We start from the raw sequence: 16,658 nt of genomic DNA, 5'->3' as shown, positions 1-16,658 counted from the left end.
ATGGGCGCGAGGGCCGAATCACGCCGGTGCCTCGTCGTGTCCGAAAACCGGTTCTCACTTTTGGGGACGATGCCCTAGATGCCCTCCGGTCCCCGACAGGGGACGGGAGGATCGTCGTGGGGTTCATCTACGCGCTCGGTGCCTATCTGAGCTGGGGCATCGTCGTCCCGGTGCATTTCCGGCTGCTCGATTCCGTGCCGGCCGGCAGCATCCTCGCCCACCGCATCGTCTGGTCGAGCGTGCTCGTGGTCGGCCTGCTGGCGATCCTGCGCAGGCGCGTGCGCAACCCCTTCCCCCTGAGGCGGCGCCACGCGCTCCTCATCGCCTCGGCCGGGCTCATCGCCGTCAACTGGCTGCTCTATCTCGTGGCGGTCCAATCCGGGCACATGCTCGATGCGAGCCTCGGCTACTTCATCAACCCGCTGATGAGCGTGGCGCTCGGCGCCGTCGTGCTCGGTGAGCGGCTGCGGCCGGTCCAGGCCGTGGCGGTGGGGCTCGCCGCCGCCGCCGTGATGCTGGCGGTGGCGCTGGCCGGGCACCTGCCCTGGCTGTCCTTGAGTCTCGCCGCGAGCTTCTCGCTCTACGGGCTGGTGCGCAAGGTCGTCGGCGTCGACGCCATGGTGGGGTTTGCCGCCGAGACCTTCCTGCTCCTGCCCGTCGCCGGCTTCTACCTCGCCTTCCTCGCGGAGCCCGTGGTGAACGGCGATCCCGCCCGCCTCGCGCTCCTCGTCCTCACCGGCGCCACCACCGCCCTGCCGCTGATCTGGTTCGCCGCCGCCGCCCAGCGCCTGACGCTCTCGACCCTCGGGCTGATGCAATACCTCGCCCCCTCCTGCCTCCTCGGCCTCAGCGTCCTCGTCTATGGCGAGCGTCTGGAGCCGCACCGGGCGGTGCTGTTCGTCCTGATCTGGCTGGCGCTCGCGCTCTACGCCGCCGATGCCCTGCGCGCGGCGCGCAAGGCGAAGGCGCCGCCCGAGCCCGCCACCGGCGACAACGGACTCGGCTCGGGCCGGCCGGGCATGCGATCGTTCTGACAACACGGGATCGTTCTCAAGGTCGGCCGAATGCGCAGCCTCATCACCGACATCGCCGGCATCAGGGTCGGCCACGCAGAGGATGCGCGCGTGGCGAGCGGCACCACCGCGATCCTGTTCGATACCGCCGTCGTGGCGGGCGTCGACGTGCGCGGCGGCGGGCCGGGCACCCGCGAGACCGACCTCCTCGATTCCGAGCGCACGGTGGAGCGCATCGACGCGCTGGTCCTGTCCGGCGGCTCGACCTTCGGTCTCGACGCGGCAGCGGGCGTCGTCGCCCATCTCGCCGAGGCGGGGAGGGGGTTTCCCATCGGCGCCATCCGCGTCCCCATCGTGCCCGGCGCGATCCTGTTCGACCTCCTCAACGGCGGCGACAAGGATTGGGGCCGGTTCTCGCCCTATCGCGACCTCGGCTACGCGGCGGCGGCGGCGGCCTCCGGGGATTTCGCCCTCGGCACCGTCGGCGCGGGCTACGGCGCGCGCACGGCCAATCTCAAGGGCGGTCTCGGCTCGGCCTCCGCTGGGGTGGCCGGAACCCATGCCCGCATCGGTGCCCTCGTGGCGGTCAACGCCTTCGGCCGGGTGACGGTGGGGGAGGGGCGGCACTTCTGGGCGGCGCCGTTCGAGCGGGACGGGGAGTTCGGCGGCCTCGGCTTCCCGGCCTCGATGCCGGCGGACGCCTTCACCTGGCCGCGCGAGGCGCCGCCCGGCGCCAACACCACCCTGGCCATCGTCGCCACCGATGCCGTGCTGACCAAGGCCCAGGCCCGCCGCCTCGCGGTGATGGCCCAGGACGGGCTGTCGCGGGCGATCCACCCCGTCCACACCCCCCTCGACGGCGACGTGGTCTTCGCGGTCTCCACCGGGCGGGTGCCGCTCGCCGACCCGATCGCGGACCTCGCCCGCATCGGCGCGGCGGCGGCCGATACGCTGGCCCGCGCCGTCGCCATCGGCATCCACGCGGCGACCGGCCTGCCGGGCCTGGCGATGCCGCCGGCATGGCGGGACCTGTGGGGCTGACCGGACTTTATTCCGCCCGTCTGACCGCCCCGGTCGGGGCGGCGCGGCTCACTCCGCCTTGGCGTCCTCGACCAGCTGCGCCAGTCCCGCATCGACCTCGGCGCCGAGCATCGCCCGCTCCGCGTCGGTGAGGTCGCGAGCCCATTTCGGGCCGGCGAACCCGGCGACGCATTTGGCCCGTTCGGCCGCGATATAGGCCTCGGTCTCCTCCGGCTGGCGCCGCATCGCCTCTGCGAAGCCGAACCAGGCCGCGCGCTCCACCACCGCGAGGCGGGCGCGCAGGCGGATCATCACCGCCCGGTCGGGGCTGACGCTATCGTCGCTCATGGTGTGATCGCTCCCGTCGCCGCCTCAGCGCCGCTGCTCGCAGCGGGTCTTCACGTAGGTGTCGCTGTCGGAGCCGCGCCCCGCATTGGCGGCGAGGACCGGCCCCTGGATCAGGCATTCCTGCAGGGTATGCGCCGGCCCCGTGATCACGTCGAGGGCGGTCTCGCGGTTGCAGTCCGGAGCCTGGACGGTGGAGGCGCAGATGAGGGCGACGACGAGGATCGTGTTCATGAGGTTCGAACCTAGACGCACCGCCCGAGCCGGCAAGAGCGGCCTGCAGGAAAATGCAGCGCCGGGTCGGATGGCCGCATGCCAAACGGATCGATAGGATCGTTGGCCCAGGAACAAGAGCCTATGACAATAATCATAGGCTCTCTGTCCCAGGTGTCGGCGGTGCCGCTCCTGTGGATGCGCCTCCCTCATGCTCATCGGCGCGGGCTCATCCGTGCTAGGGTCGGCTGCATCGCGGACGGGATGCGGGACAGCGGAGCGGGAATGACGGTTGGGATCGAGATGGGCCTGAGCATGGGCCCGGGCGAAGAGCCCGCCCGGCTCGATCTCGAGGAGTTGCTGGCCACCCGTCTCCTGGTCCAGGGCAATTCCGGCTCCGGCAAGTCGCACCTGCTGCGCCGCCTGCTCGAGCAGAGCGCCGGCTCGGTCCAGCAGGTGATCATCGACCCCGAGGGCGATTTCGTCACTTTGGCCGAGGCTTACGGCCATGTGGTCGTGGACGGCGCGCATGGCGAGGGCGACCTCCAGGCCATCGCGGCGCGGGTGCGCGCCCACCGGGTCTCCGTGGTCCTCACCCTGGAGAGCCTCGACATGGAGGCGCAGATGCGCGCCGCGGCCGCCTTCCTCGGCGGGTTGTTCGAGGCCGAGCGCAGCCACTGGCACCCTGTCCTCGTCGTCGTCGACGAGGCGCAGATCTTCGCGCCGGCCGCGGCCGGCGACGTTTCCGACGAGGCGCGCAAGGCCTCCCTCGGCGCCATGACCAACCTGATGTGCCGCGGCCGCAAGCGTGGGCTGGCCGGCATCATCGCGACGCAGCGCCTCGCCAAGCTCGCCAAGAACGTGGCGGCGGAAGCCACCAACTTCCTGATGGGCCGCACCTTCCTCGATATCGACATGGCCCGCGCCGCCGACCTTCTCGGCCTCGACCGCCGTGGCGCCGAGCGTTTCCGCGATCTCTCGCGCGGCGAGTTCGTCGCCCTCGGGCCCGCGCTGAGCCGGAGGCCGCTGGCCCTGCGCATTGGCCCGGTCTCGACCTCGGCGCGGTCCGGCTCGCCCAAACTGGTGCCGCTCCCCGCCCCCGCCGATGCGGATCTGCGCGCCCTGATCCTCACCCGCTCGGCCGAGGACGGGCCGGGCTCCTGGGCACCGGCACCGCGCACGCCGCCGGTGCCGCGCGCCAGCCCGGCCGATCTCCTGCGCGAACTCAGCGCCTATCGGCCCGAACCCGCCGAGGCGCCCGAGCCGTTGAGCGAGGAGGACCTGCGCGCCGGCCTCGACGAGATCCTGCGCGGGATCGCCGCCGATCCCGATGCCGGGCGCCAGCCCGTGGCGGTCATTTACCAGGACTTCCTCGTCCGCTGCCGCATGCGCGGTCTCGACGGCGAATCCCTCAGCCTCGCCGCCTTCCGCCGCCGCCTCGGCGTCGCCCGCGCGGGAATCGACGGGGAGGGCGCGCCCACCGACGGCGGCGGGCGCTGGGAGGAGGCGCAGAGCGCGGCCGCCACTCTGCCCGACGAGGTCCAGGGCCTGTTCCTGCTCCTCGCCCGCGCGGCTCTGGCCGGAGAGCCCTGCCCCGGCGACGAGGCGCTGGCCCGCGCCATCGGCAGCCGGTCGCCGGGCCGGGCGCGGCGCCTGCTCGCCTATGTCGAGACGCGCGGCACCATCGTCTGTCGCATGGATTTTCGCGGAAACCGCGTCATCGCCCTGCCGTCGCTGGGCTGCGAGACCGGGCCGGGCGACCCGAAGGCGAGCCTGCCGGGACAGGCCGCGCCCGACATGCCGGGCCTGTTCGCGGCCGAATAGATCTGGTGGACGGTGCCGAACCGCACCCGTGGCGAAAGATCCGTGCCAGATCCGATGGTGCGCCGCGATTGTCCGGATTCGCCCCGCCAAGCCTTTGAACGAGCATCATAACAGCTGCGGCTCGGTGCGAATGTCGCTCGGTTCGGGCTGATCGGAAGCCATCGTCCGGCGGTACGCTGCACAGCAAGGCGGCAATTTCTGTTGCTCGATAAGGCAGTCCTGCTCAATTCTTGGGAACTCGAATCGACGATGCCGCTTGATCGGCACCGGACTCGACGACCAGGACGACAGCCATGACCGCACGTATCGCCACCCGCATCCTTGCGCTCGCCATCGGCATGGCGGCCTCCGCCGCATCCGCCCAGAGCTACACCGCGCCGGCCGGCATCCCGGCTGCCGTGGCGCCCGGCGGCCTCGAAGGCCGCGCCGCGGTGTCGAACGCCATGGATTTCCGTGACGGCCGCGCCGCCGCCGCGCCCCGTCGCGGCGACCAGGGCGAACTCACCACGGGCTCCGCGCGTCGCGGCGAGCGCGGCACCCGCTGAGCCGAGGCGGTCTCCGCTTCGAGACAGGCGATACGGCTCGGCGGCGCTCCTTCCGTCGGAGGGGTCCGAACCAGAACGGCGTGCGGTCAGGCCCGCGCGCCGCCCACCCGTGCCGGTGCGCCTGCGAGCCTCGTCAACCCGAGCAGGTGGTAGATCAGGATCGCCCCGAACGTGGCGGTGCCGATGCCGCCGAAGGCGAAGGAGCCGAATTTCAGGGTCAGGTCGCCCGCTCCCAGCACCACCGCGACGCCGACGGTGAGGAGGTTGCGGGCGCTGGCGAAATCGACCCGGTTCTCCACCCAGATCCGCCCGGCGGTGGCCGCGATCAGCCCGAACACCACCACCGAGAGTCCGCCGATCACCGGCACCGGCAGGGTCAGGATCAGGGCTCCGAATTTCGGACACAACCCGAACAGGATCGCGGTGATGCCGGCGACCACGAAGACCAGGGTCGAGTAGATCCGGGTCATGGCCATCACGCCCATATTCTCCGCATAGGTCGTCACCCCGGTGCCGCCGAGCGAGCCCGACAGCATGGTGGCGATGCCGTCACCGAGAAAGGCGCGGGAGATGTAGGGGTCGAGGTTGCGGCTCGTCATCGCGCCGATGGCTTTGATATGGCCGAGATTCTCCGCGATCAGGACCACGAAGACCGGCGCGATCAGGGCGATCGCCCGGCCGTCGAAGACCGGGGTGACGAAGCCGGGCACGCCGATCCAGGGAGCGGCCATGACGGCGGAAAAGTCGATCGGCTTGGCGAGCCCGAGCCCGTTGGCGAGCAGCAGATAGAGGAGATAGGCGAGCGCCGCCCCGATGAGGATCGGCAGGCGCCGGGCGAGGCCGGGCGCGTAGATGGTGATGACGCTGACGATCACCACCGTCATCAGGCCGAACCAGGTGTCGAAGGCGCTGCCCGAGATGATCCGCGTCGCGATCGGCGCGAGGTTGAGGCCGATGGCGGCCACCACCGCGCCGGTCACCACCGGGGGCATCAGCCGGTCGACCCAGGCATAGCCTACGAGGCCGATGACGGCGCCGACGAGGCTGTAGAGCAGGCCCGCCGCGATGATGCCGCCGAGCGCGATCGCCATGTTGGGGTTCGCCCCCGACCCGGCATAGCCGGTGGCCGCGATCACCACCCCGACGAAGGCCGCCGACGAGCCGAGATAGCTCGGCACCCGGCCCCCGGTGGCGACGAAGAAGATCAGCGTGCCGATGCCGGAGAAGAAGATCGCGAGGTTGGGGTCGAACCCCATCAGGATCGGCATCAAAGCGGTGGCGCCGAACATCGCCACCACGTGCTGGAAGCCGAGCAGCACCGTCTGCCCCGCCGGCAGCCGCTCGTCGGGCATCACGTCCGTGGTCTCGCCCATCACGTCCCGGGCGTGCACATCCTTGGCGCGCCAGGTGGGGAAATAGGAATCGGCTGCCATGGTCTCGTCGTCTCCGGGCGGTGGGATCGCGTGATGCAAGGAGCGTGGCAGTCGGGTCCGAACCGGACCGTCAGGCGGCCGCGTCGCGGGCCGCAGCGGTCGTCACGGGCAGGGTATGGTAGCGCCGGCCGGCATAGACGAGGCCGTGGCCGCCGCCGGGCTCGGCGAGATCCACCACCTCGCAGAACAGCACGTCGTGGCTGCCGACCGCATGGCGCGCGACGATGCGGCAATCGAAGGCGGTGAGCGCCCCCTCCAGCACCGGAGCCCCGGTGGCGAGCCGGCCCCAGGAGGCCGCGGCGAAGCGCTCGTCCATGGGAGTGCGGCCGCCGAAGGCGCCGGCGATGCCGGCCTGTTCGCCGGACAGCGTGTTCACGCACAGGACGGCGTTGGCGCTCACCGCCGCATAGGCCGAGGAGGTGCGGTTGATGCAGACGAGGAGCGTCGGCGGCGCGTCGCTGACGCTGCAGACGGAGGAGGCGGTGAAGCCCGCCCGTCCGCCCGGCCCATCGGTGGTGACGAGGTGCACGGCGCTGGCGAGATGGGCCATCGCCTCGCGAAAAGCCCCGGCCTCGACCGGGGGCGTCGTCGTCTCGGTCATGGCCGGCGCTTTCAATTTCAGGGGCGGTCGAGAAAGGCGAGGAGGGCGCGGTTGAACGCCTCCGCCTGCGTCACGCTATGGGCGTGGCCGCCGCTCTTGGCCAGATCCAGCGTGGCGTTGGGCAGATCCGCCGCGAGTCGTTCCGAGCGGAGGTAAGGCACGAGCACGTCGTCGGCCGCGGCCATGACCAGAATCTCGTGCGGGATGCCGCCGAGACGATCGCCGAGGTCGAAGGCTTCCAGCGCCGCGATCCGCCGGACCGTGTTCTCCACACCCGGAAAATGCGCCAGGGCATGGGCCTCGTCCGCCGCGACCCGTTCGGCATTGAGCGACAGCCAGGGCGCCGGATAGAGGAAGATCGCCTGCGCCGCCACGTAGGCTTCCGGGCCGGCATGGGCGAGGAGGGCCTTGCGGGCGGCAAAGCACCGTTTCGTCGCGGAATCGACCCTGGCCCAGCCGTTGACGACGACGAGACGCCCGACCCGGTCGGGATGGGTGCGGGCGAGTTCGAGGCCGATCAGTCCGCCGAGCGCGTGCCCGACAATGTCGGCTGTGGCGATGCCGAGATCGTCCATCACCGTCAGCGCGTCGGCCGCCATCGACGCGATGCTGTGGCCCTCCTCCAGCCTGTCGGGCGAGCGCCCGGTGCCGCGATGGTCGTAGCCGACCACCCGGAACCGCTCGGCCAGAGCCGGGATCTGCGGCGCGAAATAGCCGCACGATCCGCCGAGCCCCGGCGAGAGCAGAACGGTCCGCGCGCCGTCCCCGTGGATCTCGTGATGGATCGCCGCGCTCACGGCTTGCCCACATGCGCGATGGACGCAATCTCCACCAGGGCGTCGGGTTTCACCAGCCCGCACTGGATGCAGTAGCGCGCCGGCTTCTCGCCGGGGAAGTAGGTGGCATAGACGGCATTGATCGCGCCGTAATCCGCCCAGTCCTTCAGGAAGATGTGGTTGAAGGTGACGTCGTCCATGGTGCCGCCGGCGGCGGTGACGACGCCCTTGATCGTCTCCAGCACATGCTGCGTCTGCGCGCCGGCATCGCCCACATGGACGACGTTGGCCTCCGCATCGAGCGGCAGGGTTCCCGAGACGTAGAGCACGCCGTCGGCGAGCGTTCCCGGAACGTAGGGCGCCAGCGGCTTGCCGGTGCCGGGTGGGATGATGACGGTCTTGGGCATGGTCGGTGGTGCTCCCGTTGGTTCGATCGTCGATCTGGTCCCTTGTTTCCCGCCCGTGACCTCATCCTGAGGTGCCGCAGCGTAGCGAAGGCCTCGAAGGAGGTCTCCAGCTCGCTCACAGGGTCCTGGAAGCCTCCTTCGAGGCCCGCTGACGCGGGCACCTCAGGATGAGGTGAGAGGGTGGAAGGCAAGTCTAGAATGCAAGTCTAGTAGGCAACGGTGGGAGGAGGGATGTCACTCCGCCGCCGCGGCGTCCCGCTTGGCCAAAGCCGCCGCGAAGCTCGCGACATCCGAGACCCAGCCGAAGAAGGTCTCGATATTGGACAGCGCCCCCGCCTGCAGGCTGTCCGGCCCGGCCTGATGCGTCGCATCGGCCAGGACGATGCCGAAATATTCGAGGAAGAATCCGTCGCGCAGGGTCGATTCCACGCAGACATTGGTGGCGATGCCGGTGAAGACCAGGGTGCGGATGCCGGCCGAGCGCAGCAGGCTGTCGAGCTGGGTGTTGAAGAAGCCGCTGTATCGCGGCTTGCCCAGCACGATGTCGCCGGGCTCGGGGCTCAGCGCATCCACCAGGGCGTAGTCCCAGGTGCCCTTGGCGAGCAATCGCTCGTTCATGCCGGGCTTGGCGCGCATGGTCTTGAGGGCGTTCGACTTGTGCCAGTTCGGCGAGCCGGGGCCGCCCGCCTCGACGTAATCCGGATCCCAGCCGTTCTGGAACCAGACGATCCTGATCCCGGCCCGACGCGCGGCGGCCACCGCCTGCGCGATCCGGTCGATCACCGGGCCGGTGGACGAGACGTCGAACCCGGCGAGATCGAGATAGCCGCCCTTGGTGGCGTAGGCGTTCTGCATGTCGACGACGATGAGGGCCGTGGCCTCCGCATCGAAGGCGATGGGCTCCGGCCGGGCGGGGAGGGTGACGCGGCCATGGCGCCCCCTCGCATCGTGATAGCCGGCGACCATCACGCCACCTTGGCCATGATCTGCGCCATCGGCACGGCATCGGCGGTCAGATGCGCCCGCGAAGCCATCAACGGCTGGATCCGGGTGCCGTAGGCGTCGAGGCCTGCGAGGAAGTCATCGAAGACCAGGAGCACGCCCTCCGTGCCGGGCACGGTGGCAACCTCGTCGAGCATCCGGGCGATTTCGGCATAGGAGCCGACGAGGGTGCCCATGTTGATGTTCACCGCCGAGGTCGGATCGGCCATCTGGCGCACGTTGGTGTCGGCACCGGACTTGGTGTCGGCCGCCCCCTGAACCCCGAGCCAGGCGATGGCCTCGGCATCCGCGCCCGCCTTGTAATGCTCCCAGGTGGCACGGGCCTCCTCGTCGGTCTCGGCGGCGATGATCATGAACAGGACGTAGGACGAGACGTCCCGGCCGGTCTCGGCCTTGGCGAGTTCCAGCCGCTCCACCGTGGGGGCGAAGGCGGTCGGCGTGTTCACGCCCTTGCCGAAGCAGAAATTGTAGTCGGCATATTTCGCGGTGAAGGCCATGCCGGCGGCGGACTGGCCGGCGCAGATGATCTTCATCTCCGCCTGCGGCCGGGGCGAGAGCCGGCAATCGTCCATCTGGAAGAACTCGCCCTTCCTGTCGGAGGCGCCCGTCTCCCACAGGTCGCGCAGCACCTGGGCGTATTCCGAGAGATATTCGTAGCGTCGCGAGAAGTATTCGTCGCCGGGCCACAGGCCCATCTGCGAGTATTCCGGCCGCTGCCATCCGGTGACGAGGTTGAGGCCGAAGCGGCCGCCGGAGATGGAATCGATGGTCGCGGCCATCCGCGCGGTGATGGCGGGGGGCATGCACAGGGTCGCGGCGGTGGCGAAGAGCTTGATCCGGGTCGTCACGGCGGCGAGGCCGGCCATCAGCGTGAAGGATTCGAGGTTGTGGTCCCAGAACTCGGTCTTGCCGCCGAAGCCGCGCAGCTTGATCATCGACAGGGCGAAATCGAGCCCGTAGCCCTCGGCCTTGAGCACGACCTGCTTGTTCAGCTCGAAACTCGGCTTGTATTGCGGCGCGTTCTCCGAGAGGAGCCAGCCGTTGTTTCCGATCGGGATGAAGACGCCGACATTCATGGCCACCTCGCTATGCTGGCGAAGATTGGATGGGCAGGGCCGGGGCCGGTCAAGGATGAGGCCGGAGATTGTATTCGCCGATCCGCCCTATGGTGAACGGTAGCTGTTTAGACCGAATGGTCAAACTCTGAATCGGTGAATGGGACCGTTTGCACAAACTCTCTTCGTTCTGCCTCCGGGGGAGGCGGAGTTTGCCGAAACAGGGTGCGGGAAGAGGGGCTCGTGCGGCGAATCGAGAGGCGCGCGCTTCCATGCGTCGCGACAACTTTTCGTGATCGTGCGCCTCGATCCATTGCCTTCTCAGCCTGGGCTTTACCTAACCTGGAGGTATTCAAAACAACCACAGAGAGGAAATGCCATGCGATATTCCGTGCTCGGTGCCCTCGTCGCCCTCCTGCTCCCGGCCGCCGCCCATGCGGAGGGTGATGCCGCCGCGGGCGAGAAGGCGTTCGCGCCCTGCAAGGCCTGTCATGCGTTCGGCAAGAGCGGCGTCGGCCCCGACCTCACGGGGGTGGTCGGGCGCAAGGCGGCCTCTCTGGAGGGCTATTCCTACTCGGCGCCGCTCAAGGCATCGGGCATCACCTGGGACGAGGCGAACCTGCACGAGTGGCTGAAGAACCCGAAGGCCAAGGTGGCCGGAACCAAGATGGTGTTCCCCGGCTACCCGGACGACAAGAAGATCGATGACGTGATCGCTTATCTCTCCACCAAGAAGTAGGCGCCCGTCTCGAGCCGGGATCTCACGGATCGCGGCCCCGCCGACGGCATCCGATGCCTGTCGGCGGGATTGCGCCGGGACCCGGTCGTCACGCCGCGCCTGTCTCTTTCAGGCCGAGCCCGGCCAGGATCAGCGCCTGCGTGCTGGCCACCGTTCGCTCGAAAAAGTCGGGATCGTCGAGGCCGCGCCCGGTGATGGCGCTCACCTGCACGGAAAAATCCGCATAATGCTGGGTGATGGCCCAGATCGAGAAGATCAGGTGATGCGGGTCGTGGTGCCCGATGCGGCCCGCCTCGATCCAGCCGCGCAGGATCGCCGCCTTGCTCTCCACCAGGCTGCGGAGCGGCCCTTCCAGTTCCGCCTTCAGCAGCGGCGCACCCTGGACGATCTCCAGGCAGAACAGCCGCGAGGCCTGAGGCGCATCGCGCGAGAGCACGAGCTTGGTGCGGATATAGGACCGGATCGCCTGGGCCGGCTCGCTCTCGGCGTCGAGTTCCTGCAGGGGATCGAGCCAGACGTCGAGGACGCGGCGCAGCACTGCCAAGTAGAGTTCTTCCTTCGAGGGGAAGTAGTAGAGCAGGTTGGCCTTCGACAGCCCGGCCCGCTCGGCGAGCCGGTCCACGCTCGCCCCGTGCAGGCCGAGGCCAGAGAACACCTCCAGCCCGGCATCGAGGATCGCCTCGCGCCGCGCCTCGCCGTCCTTGCGGCGGCGGCGCTGGGGCGGCTTCTCGGCGATCAGCGGCACGTGGTCGTCTCCTCATGCGTCGAACGAGCCGACCTCGTCGCGATGCGCGTCGATCTCGAAAGCGCCTGTCCGTCCGGCAACGTCACATTCAAGGAGCGCAGGACAGATCGGCTGAAACCCTCCGACACGTCCGCGTCCACTCGCCCATGAGGCTGCAGTCGCTCATGTTCATCGTCTCGGCGCCCGTGCCGAAGGAACAGGTACACCGTTCGAGTATCGTCTTCTTCGCGGCTGCAGGTCGAACGGGAGCCAGGATCGGCACCAACGCACAAGCGTATCGACCGCACATCGTCATGCTTCCCCCGGGTGAGTCTTCATCCAATGCTCGGCGATGTCGATCCGCCGCGCCACCCAGACCCGCTCGTGCGCGGCGATATGGTCGAGGAAGCGGGCGAGCGCGCCGATCCGGCCCGGCCTTCCGACGAGGCGGCAATGCAGGCCGACCGACATCATCTTCGGCGCGGTCTCGCCCTCTTCGTAGAGCGCATCGAACGTGTCGCGCAGGTAGGTGAAGAAGTGGTCGCCGGTGTTGAAGCCCTGGAGGGCGACGCACCGCATGTCGTTGGCGTCCAGCGTATAGGGCACCACGAGCCCGCGCCCGCTCGGCTCCTCGATCCAGTAGGGCAGGTCGTCGGCGTAGGAATCGGCGAGCCAGGTGAATCCGGCCTCGACCCCAAGATCGAGGGTGTGGACAGAGGAGCGCCCCGTGTACCAGCCGCGCGGCCGCTCCCCGGTGATCTCGGTATGGATGCGGATCGCCTCGTCCATATGCGCCTTCTCCTCGGCGCGGGTGAAGTCGCGGTAATCGATCCATTTCAGCCCGTGGCAGGCGATCTCCCAGCCGGCCTGTTTCATGGCGGCGGCGATGTCGGGATGCCGGGCCAGGGCGGTGGCGACGCCGAACACCGTGACGGGGATGCCGCGCGCCTCGAGCAGCCGCTGGATCCGCCAGAAGCCCGCCCGCGAGCCGTATTCGAACATCGATTCCATGTTCATGTGGCGCTGGCCCGGCCAGGCCTGCGCGCCGACGATCTCCGACAGGAACGCCTCGGAGGCGGCGTCCCCGTGCAGGATGCAGTTCTCGCCGCCCTCCTCGTAGTTGAGCACGATCTGCACCGCGATCCGCGCGCCGTTCGGCCAATGCGGATGCGGCGGGTTGCGGCCGTAGCCGACGAGGTCGCGGGGATAGGTCACGGGGCCTGTCATGGGTTCTGGACGGGAGTTCGAAAGCGCCGCAGGGTCTAGCATCCATGCTGTCTTCGGTCCGGCGCAGTCCAGTCAAATCGAACTGGCGGCGCCTTGCTCTCGCGCGAGGCAGGCCGGCTTGGCCGATGCCCTTTTCAGGGCTGGACTGCAGCGCGTCTCGGGCGATTTGGCTGGCGACGATACAGGCAGGCAGCTTATCCCGCCATCGATGAAGCTCATCACGAGCTAGGGACCGAGCATGAAGCAGCCACTGACGGCCATCGTTTTCCTGGTCTTGGTAGGAGGAGCTCCCGCGGCGGCCTGCGATTGCTCGCGCATCTCTCCGGAAGATGCATTCGAACGTGCCAAACTCGTCGCCGACGTGAAGATCATCGGTATGAAGCGAAAGTGTCAGTTCGAATGCATAGCTAAGGCAAAGATCATCAAGAGTTGGAAGGGTGAGAAGAAGGGGCGCATCATTCTCGTAGGATACGCAGAAGGTGTTTCCTGCGATGACTCTCCTCCTGAGATCGGGGCTGTACAACGAATTGCTGCCGCGACAGCCGATGGGTATTATTCTCCTGCTGTCTGTTGGTCCGAACTGACGCGTCCACGTAGCGAGACTTTACTGGATGCTCTTGCGCGGTCCCGCATCGAGGGCAAGGCGCTGGAATGAGCCTCCGAGAGGCAGCACTTGCGGACGGATCGGCGATGCGGTTGGGTGCGCCTATCGCTCGTCTACCGGATGCGAGAACGTCGCTGCCCGCGCACGGTCCTTGCCTGCGGTCTGCATCGCCCGCGAACACATCCCGAGGTTTCCCGTGCTCCTGACCCCGCGCGAAAAGGACAAGCTCCTCGTCGCCATGGCCGCCCAGGTCGCCCGCAACCGGCTCGCCCGAGGCGTCAAGCTGAACTATCCCGAAGCGATCGCCCTCATCACCGATGCGGTTGTGGAGGGCGCGCGGGACGGCCGCTCGGTCTCCGAACTGATGCAGGCCGGCGCCCATGTCCTCACCGCCGATCAGGTGATGGAGGGCATCGCCGAGATGATCCACGACATCCAGGTGGAGGCGACGTTCCCCGACGGGACCAAGCTCGTCACCGTCCACCACCCGATCCGCGGCGCGCCCTCGGTCGACGTGCCGGGCACGGTCACGACGCTGCCGGGCGAGATCGTCTTCAACGAGGGCGCCCCGCGCATCCTGCTCACGGTGGCCAATGTCGGCGACCGGCCGATCCAGGTCGGCTCGCACTACCATTTCTACGAGGTGAATCCCGGCCTGACCTTCGAGCGCGAGAAGGCGAGGGGGCAGCGCCTCGACATCGCGCCGGGCACGGCGGTGCGGTTCGAGCCGGGAGCCACGCGGGAAGTCTCGCTCGTGCCGTTGCTCGGCGCGCGGACGGTGTATGGATTTCGCGGCGACGTGATGGGGCCTCTATGACGGACGACGAGTCCCGCTTGCGCGATCACATCCTTCTCGTGACCCGCGCCGCCGAGTTCGCCGCGCGGCGTCACGTCGGACAGACCCGGAAAGGAGCGGCGCGCGAGCCTTACGTGAACCATCTCGCCGAGGTGGCCTCGCTGCTGGCCGCCACCGCCGAGACGCCGGATTCCGATCTGGTGGCGGCGGGCTGGCTCCACGACACGGTGGAGGATACCGGGACCAGCAACGAGGAGATCGAGCAGTTGTTCGGTCGCCGCGTCGCCGGACTTGTGGCGGAGGTCACCAACGACAAGTCGCTGCCCAAGGCCGAGCGCAAGCGTCTGCAGGTCGAACGGGCGCCGCAGAAGTCCGCCGGCGCCCGCGCCATCAAGATCGCGGACAAGATCAGCAACCTGCATTCGCTCGTCACCAGCCCTCCGGAGGATTGGGATGCCGAGCGCGTGGCGCGCTACATCGATTGGGCGAAAGAGGTGGTCGCCGGCTGTCGCGGCGTCAACGCAGCGCTGGACGCTCTTTTCGACCGCGCCGTCGCAGAGGCACGAGAGGCCGCCTGATGTCCAACACGCCCCGCCCCGCCTCTCTCCCCCGCTCGGCCTATGCCGACATGTTCGGCCCCACTACGGGCGATAGGATCCGTCTCGCCGACACCTCCCTGGTGATCGAGGTCGAGCGCGACCACACCACCTATGGCGAGGAGGTGAAGTTCGGTGGCGGCAAGGTCATCCGCGACGGGATGGGGCAATCCCAGGTGACGAACCGGGATGGTGCGGTCGATACCGTCATCACCAACGCCGTGGTCCTCGACCATTGGGGCGTGGTGAAATGCGACGTCGGCATCGTCAAGGGCCGCATCGCCAGGCTGGGCAAGGCCGGCAACCCGGACATCCAGCCGGGCGTCGACATCGTCGTCGGTCCGGGTACGGAAGTCGTCGCGGGCGAGGGCAAGATCCTCACCGCCGGCGGGTTCGACAGCCACATCCACTACATCTGCCCGCAGCAGATCGAGGAAGCCCTGTGTTCGGGCGTCACCACCATGCTCGGCGGCGGCACCGGCCCGGCGCACGGCACCTTCGCCACCACCTGCACCCCCGGCCCCTGGCATCTCGCCCGGATGATCGAGGCGGCGGACAGCTTCCCGATGAACCTCGCCTTCGCCGGCAAGGGCAACGCCTCCCGGCCCGAGAGCCTCGTCGAGATGGTCCGCGCCGGGGCCTGCGCCCTGAAGCTCCACGAGGATTGGGGCACGACGCCCCAGGCCATCGACACCTGCCTCACCGTGGCCGACCTGCACGACGTGCAGGTGATGATCCATTCCGACACGCTCAACGAATCCGGCTTCGTCGAGGACACGATCCGCGCCTTCGCGGGCCGGACCATCCACGCCTTCCACACCGAAGGGGCGGGGGGCGGGCACGCCCCGGACATCATGAAGGTGGCGGGGCTGCTGAACGTGCTGCCCTCCTCCACCAACCCGACGCGGCCCTATACGAAGAACACGATCGACGAGCATCTCGACATGCTCATGGTCTGCCACCACCTGTCGCCGTCGATACCCGAGGATCTCGCCTTCGCCGAGAGCCGCATCCGCAAGGAGACCATCGCGGCGGAGGACATCCTGCACGATATCGGCGCGCTCTCGATGATGTCGTCGGACAGCCAGGCCATGGGCCGGGTCGGCGAGGTCGTCATCCGCACCTGGCAGACGGCGGACAAGATGAAGCGCCAGCGGGGCGCCCTTCCCGGTGACGCGACCGGCAACGACAACCTGCGCGCCCGCCGCTACATCGCGAAGTACACGATCAACCCCGCCATCGCCCACGGCGTCTCCGCCCATGTCGGCTCGGTGGAACCGGGCAAGCTCGCCGATCTCGTCCTGTGGACGCCGGCCTTCTTCGGGGTGAAGCCGGATCTCGTGATCAAGGGCGGCATGATCGCCACCGCTCCCATGGGCGACCCCAACGCCTCGATCCCGACGCCCCAGCCGGTGCATTACCGCCCGATGTTCGGAGCGATCGGGCGGTCTCCCTTTGCCACCGCGCTCACCTTTGTCTCGAAGGCCGCCATCGAGGACGGGTTGGGCGACAGGCTCGCGGTCCAGAAGAGACTCGTCGCCGTCGAGAACGTGCGCGGCGGAATTTCCAAGAAGAGCATGATCCTCAACGACGCCACCCCCCATATCGAGATCGACGCGGAGACCTACGACGTGCGCGCCGACGGCGAGTTGCTGGTCTGCGAGCCGGCCGAGGTGCTGCCCATGGCGCAGCGGTACTTCCTGTTTTGAGGTAGGATCCCGGCTTCATGCCCTCGGAA

Annotated in this window: 18 protein-coding genes and 1 pseudogene; 9 read left to right on the top strand and 10 right to left on the bottom strand. The window is 68.8% G+C overall.

Translation table 11 applies throughout. From position 1 onward, the window contains the following. Positions 1 to 116 precede the first annotated feature (116 nt). The gene (gene rarD, locus A3OK_RS0105945) at positions 117 to 1,034 is read left to right on the top strand and encodes an EamA family transporter RarD (protein ID WP_019904026.1); all 918 of its coding nucleotides are present in this window, start codon (positions 117 to 119) and stop codon (positions 1,032 to 1,034) included. A gap of 30 nt (positions 1,035 to 1,064) precedes the next feature. Continuing rightward, on the top strand, positions 1,065 to 2,054 hold the full coding sequence (locus A3OK_RS0105940) for a P1 family peptidase (RefSeq protein WP_019904025.1): 990 nt from the start codon (positions 1,065 to 1,067) through the stop codon (positions 2,052 to 2,054). Between the two features lie 48 nt (positions 2,055 to 2,102). Here the strand turns inward: A3OK_RS0105940 and A3OK_RS0105935 are convergent, their stop codons facing one another. Together A3OK_RS0105935 and A3OK_RS0105930 are read right to left on the bottom strand one after the other, a co-directional pair. After that, positions 2,103 to 2,381 (bottom strand): hypothetical protein, encoded by a 279-nt coding sequence (locus A3OK_RS0105935; protein ID WP_019904024.1) that lies wholly within the window; start codon positions 2,379 to 2,381, stop codon positions 2,103 to 2,105. A 24-nt stretch (positions 2,382 to 2,405) separates the two neighbouring features. Next, on the bottom strand, positions 2,406 to 2,612 hold the full coding sequence (locus tag A3OK_RS0105930; protein WP_019904023.1) for a hypothetical protein: 207 nt from the start codon (positions 2,610 to 2,612) through the stop codon (positions 2,406 to 2,408). A 264-nt stretch (positions 2,613 to 2,876) separates the two neighbouring features. Between A3OK_RS0105930 and A3OK_RS0105925 the strand changes: the two genes are divergently transcribed. Both A3OK_RS0105925 and A3OK_RS0105920 read left to right on the top strand, forming a co-directional pair. Next, a complete protein-coding gene (locus A3OK_RS0105925) occupies positions 2,877 to 4,415 on the top strand; it encodes an ATP-binding protein (RefSeq protein ID WP_019904022.1) in 1,539 nt (512 codons plus the stop codon). A 293-nt stretch (positions 4,416 to 4,708) separates the two neighbouring features. Next, on the top strand, positions 4,709 to 4,960 hold the full coding sequence (locus A3OK_RS0105920; protein ID WP_019904021.1) for a hypothetical protein: 252 nt from the start codon (positions 4,709 to 4,711) through the stop codon (positions 4,958 to 4,960). Positions 4,961 to 5,046: 86 nt separating this feature from the next. On the opposite strand, the gene A3OK_RS0105915 is transcribed toward A3OK_RS0105920, so the two are convergent. The 6 genes from A3OK_RS0105915 to rutA all read right to left on the bottom strand — a co-directional run bounded on the left by A3OK_RS0105915 (position 5,047) and on the right by rutA (position 10,255). Next, positions 5,047 to 6,333 carry a solute carrier family 23 protein gene (locus A3OK_RS0105915; protein WP_051092972.1) on the bottom strand — a complete coding sequence of 429 codons (1,287 nt, stop codon included), beginning with the start codon at positions 6,331 to 6,333 and terminating at the stop codon, positions 5,047 to 5,049. A 130-nt stretch (positions 6,334 to 6,463) separates the two neighbouring features. Further along, positions 6,464 to 6,994 (bottom strand): flavin reductase, encoded by a 531-nt coding sequence (locus tag A3OK_RS0105910; protein ID WP_019904019.1) that lies wholly within the window; start codon positions 6,992 to 6,994, stop codon positions 6,464 to 6,466. Between the two features lie 17 nt (positions 6,995 to 7,011). Then, positions 7,012 to 7,791 (bottom strand): pyrimidine utilization protein D, encoded by a 780-nt coding sequence (gene rutD, locus A3OK_RS0105905; RefSeq protein WP_019904018.1) that lies wholly within the window; start codon positions 7,789 to 7,791, stop codon positions 7,012 to 7,014. Continuing rightward, positions 7,788 to 8,177 carry a pyrimidine utilization protein C gene (gene rutC / locus A3OK_RS0105900; protein WP_019904017.1) on the bottom strand — a complete coding sequence of 130 codons (390 nt, stop codon included), beginning with the start codon at positions 8,175 to 8,177 and terminating at the stop codon, positions 7,788 to 7,790. Before rutC ends, rutD begins: the two co-directional genes overlap by 4 nt. A 234-nt stretch (positions 8,178 to 8,411) precedes the next feature. After that, a complete protein-coding gene (gene rutB / locus A3OK_RS0105895; RefSeq protein ID WP_019904016.1) occupies positions 8,412 to 9,143 on the bottom strand; it encodes a pyrimidine utilization protein B in 732 nt (243 codons plus the stop codon). Next, entirely contained in the window at positions 9,143 to 10,255 is a 1,113-nt protein-coding gene (gene rutA / locus A3OK_RS0105890) for a pyrimidine utilization protein A (RefSeq protein WP_019904015.1), read from the bottom strand. Before rutA ends, rutB begins: the two co-directional genes overlap by 1 nt. Before the next feature lie 358 nt (positions 10,256 to 10,613). On the opposite strand from rutA, the gene A3OK_RS0105885 reads away from it, so the two are divergent. Next, entirely contained in the window at positions 10,614 to 10,973 is a 360-nt protein-coding gene (locus A3OK_RS0105885) for a c-type cytochrome (protein ID WP_019904014.1), read from the top strand. A gap of 88 nt (positions 10,974 to 11,061) precedes the next feature. On the opposite strand, the gene rutR is transcribed toward A3OK_RS0105885, so the two are convergent. Continuing rightward, entirely contained in the window at positions 11,062 to 11,718 is a 657-nt protein-coding gene (rutR, locus tag A3OK_RS0105880; protein ID WP_019904013.1) for an HTH-type transcriptional regulator RutR, read from the bottom strand. A 312-nt stretch (positions 11,719 to 12,030) separates the two neighbouring features. Continuing rightward, positions 12,031 to 12,912 (bottom strand): annotated as a pseudogene (puuE, locus tag A3OK_RS0105875) (allantoinase PuuE); the annotation flags it as partial. Positions 12,913 to 13,162: 250 nt separating this feature from the next. Here puuE and A3OK_RS23895 point away from each other — a divergent pair. From A3OK_RS23895 to ureC, 4 genes are all read left to right on the top strand, one after another. Then, on the top strand, positions 13,163 to 13,579 hold the full coding sequence (locus tag A3OK_RS23895; protein WP_155911958.1) for a hypothetical protein: 417 nt from the start codon (positions 13,163 to 13,165) through the stop codon (positions 13,577 to 13,579). 145 nt (positions 13,580 to 13,724) lie between these two features. Next, positions 13,725 to 14,345 carry an urease subunit gamma gene (locus tag A3OK_RS22385; protein ID WP_019904010.1) on the top strand — a complete coding sequence of 207 codons (621 nt, stop codon included), beginning with the start codon at positions 13,725 to 13,727 and terminating at the stop codon, positions 14,343 to 14,345. After that, positions 14,342 to 14,902 carry an HD domain-containing protein gene (locus tag A3OK_RS0105860; RefSeq protein WP_019904009.1) on the top strand — a complete coding sequence of 187 codons (561 nt, stop codon included), beginning with the start codon at positions 14,342 to 14,344 and terminating at the stop codon, positions 14,900 to 14,902. Before A3OK_RS22385 ends, A3OK_RS0105860 begins: the two co-directional genes overlap by 4 nt. Continuing rightward, a complete protein-coding gene (gene ureC, locus A3OK_RS0105855) occupies positions 14,902 to 16,629 on the top strand; it encodes an urease subunit alpha (RefSeq protein WP_019904008.1) in 1,728 nt (575 codons plus the stop codon). The genes A3OK_RS0105860 and ureC overlap by 1 nt, the downstream gene beginning before the upstream one ends. The last annotated feature ends 29 nt before the right edge of the window (positions 16,630 to 16,658 follow it).

It is taken from the genome of Methylobacterium sp. 77 (genome assembly GCF_000372825.1).
Lineage (GTDB): Bacteria > Pseudomonadota > Alphaproteobacteria > Rhizobiales > Beijerinckiaceae > Methylobacterium.
This window is presented reverse-complemented; position numbering and strand designations above follow the sequence as displayed.

Bases quoted from the DNA above. Each gene is read 5' to 3' on its own strand.
- A3OK_RS0105940 (WP_019904025.1), top strand. From the start codon at position 1,065: ATGCGCAGCCTCATCACCGACATCGCCGGCATCAGGGTCGGCCACGCA.
- A3OK_RS0105935 (WP_019904024.1), bottom strand. From the start codon at position 2,381: ATGAGCGACGATAGCGTCAGCCCCGACCGGGCGGTGATGATCCGCCTG.
- A3OK_RS0105930 (WP_019904023.1), bottom strand. From the start codon at position 2,612: ATGAACACGATCCTCGTCGTCGCCCTCATCTGCGCCTCCACCGTCCAG.
- A3OK_RS0105925 (WP_019904022.1), top strand. From the start codon at position 2,877: ATGACGGTTGGGATCGAGATGGGCCTGAGCATGGGCCCGGGCGAAGAG.
- A3OK_RS0105920 (WP_019904021.1), top strand. From the start codon at position 4,709: ATGACCGCACGTATCGCCACCCGCATCCTTGCGCTCGCCATCGGCATG.
- A3OK_RS0105915 (WP_051092972.1), bottom strand. From the start codon at position 6,333: ATGGGCGAGACCACGGACGTGATGCCCGACGAGCGGCTGCCGGCGGGG.
- A3OK_RS0105910 (WP_019904019.1), bottom strand. From the start codon at position 6,994: ATGACCGAGACGACGACGCCCCCGGTCGAGGCCGGGGCTTTTCGCGAG.
- rutC (WP_019904017.1), bottom strand. From the start codon at position 8,177: ATGCCCAAGACCGTCATCATCCCACCCGGCACCGGCAAGCCGCTGGCG.
- rutB (WP_019904016.1), bottom strand. From the start codon at position 9,143: ATGGTCGCCGGCTATCACGATGCGAGGGGGCGCCATGGCCGCGTCACC.
- rutA (WP_019904015.1), bottom strand. From the start codon at position 10,255: ATGAATGTCGGCGTCTTCATCCCGATCGGAAACAACGGCTGGCTCCTC.
- A3OK_RS0105885 (WP_019904014.1), top strand. From the start codon at position 10,614: ATGCGATATTCCGTGCTCGGTGCCCTCGTCGCCCTCCTGCTCCCGGCC.
- A3OK_RS23895 (WP_155911958.1), top strand. From the start codon at position 13,163: ATGAAGCAGCCACTGACGGCCATCGTTTTCCTGGTCTTGGTAGGAGGA.
- A3OK_RS0105860 (WP_019904009.1), top strand. From the start codon at position 14,342: ATGACGGACGACGAGTCCCGCTTGCGCGATCACATCCTTCTCGTGACC.
- ureC (WP_019904008.1), top strand. From the start codon at position 14,902: ATGTCCAACACGCCCCGCCCCGCCTCTCTCCCCCGCTCGGCCTATGCC.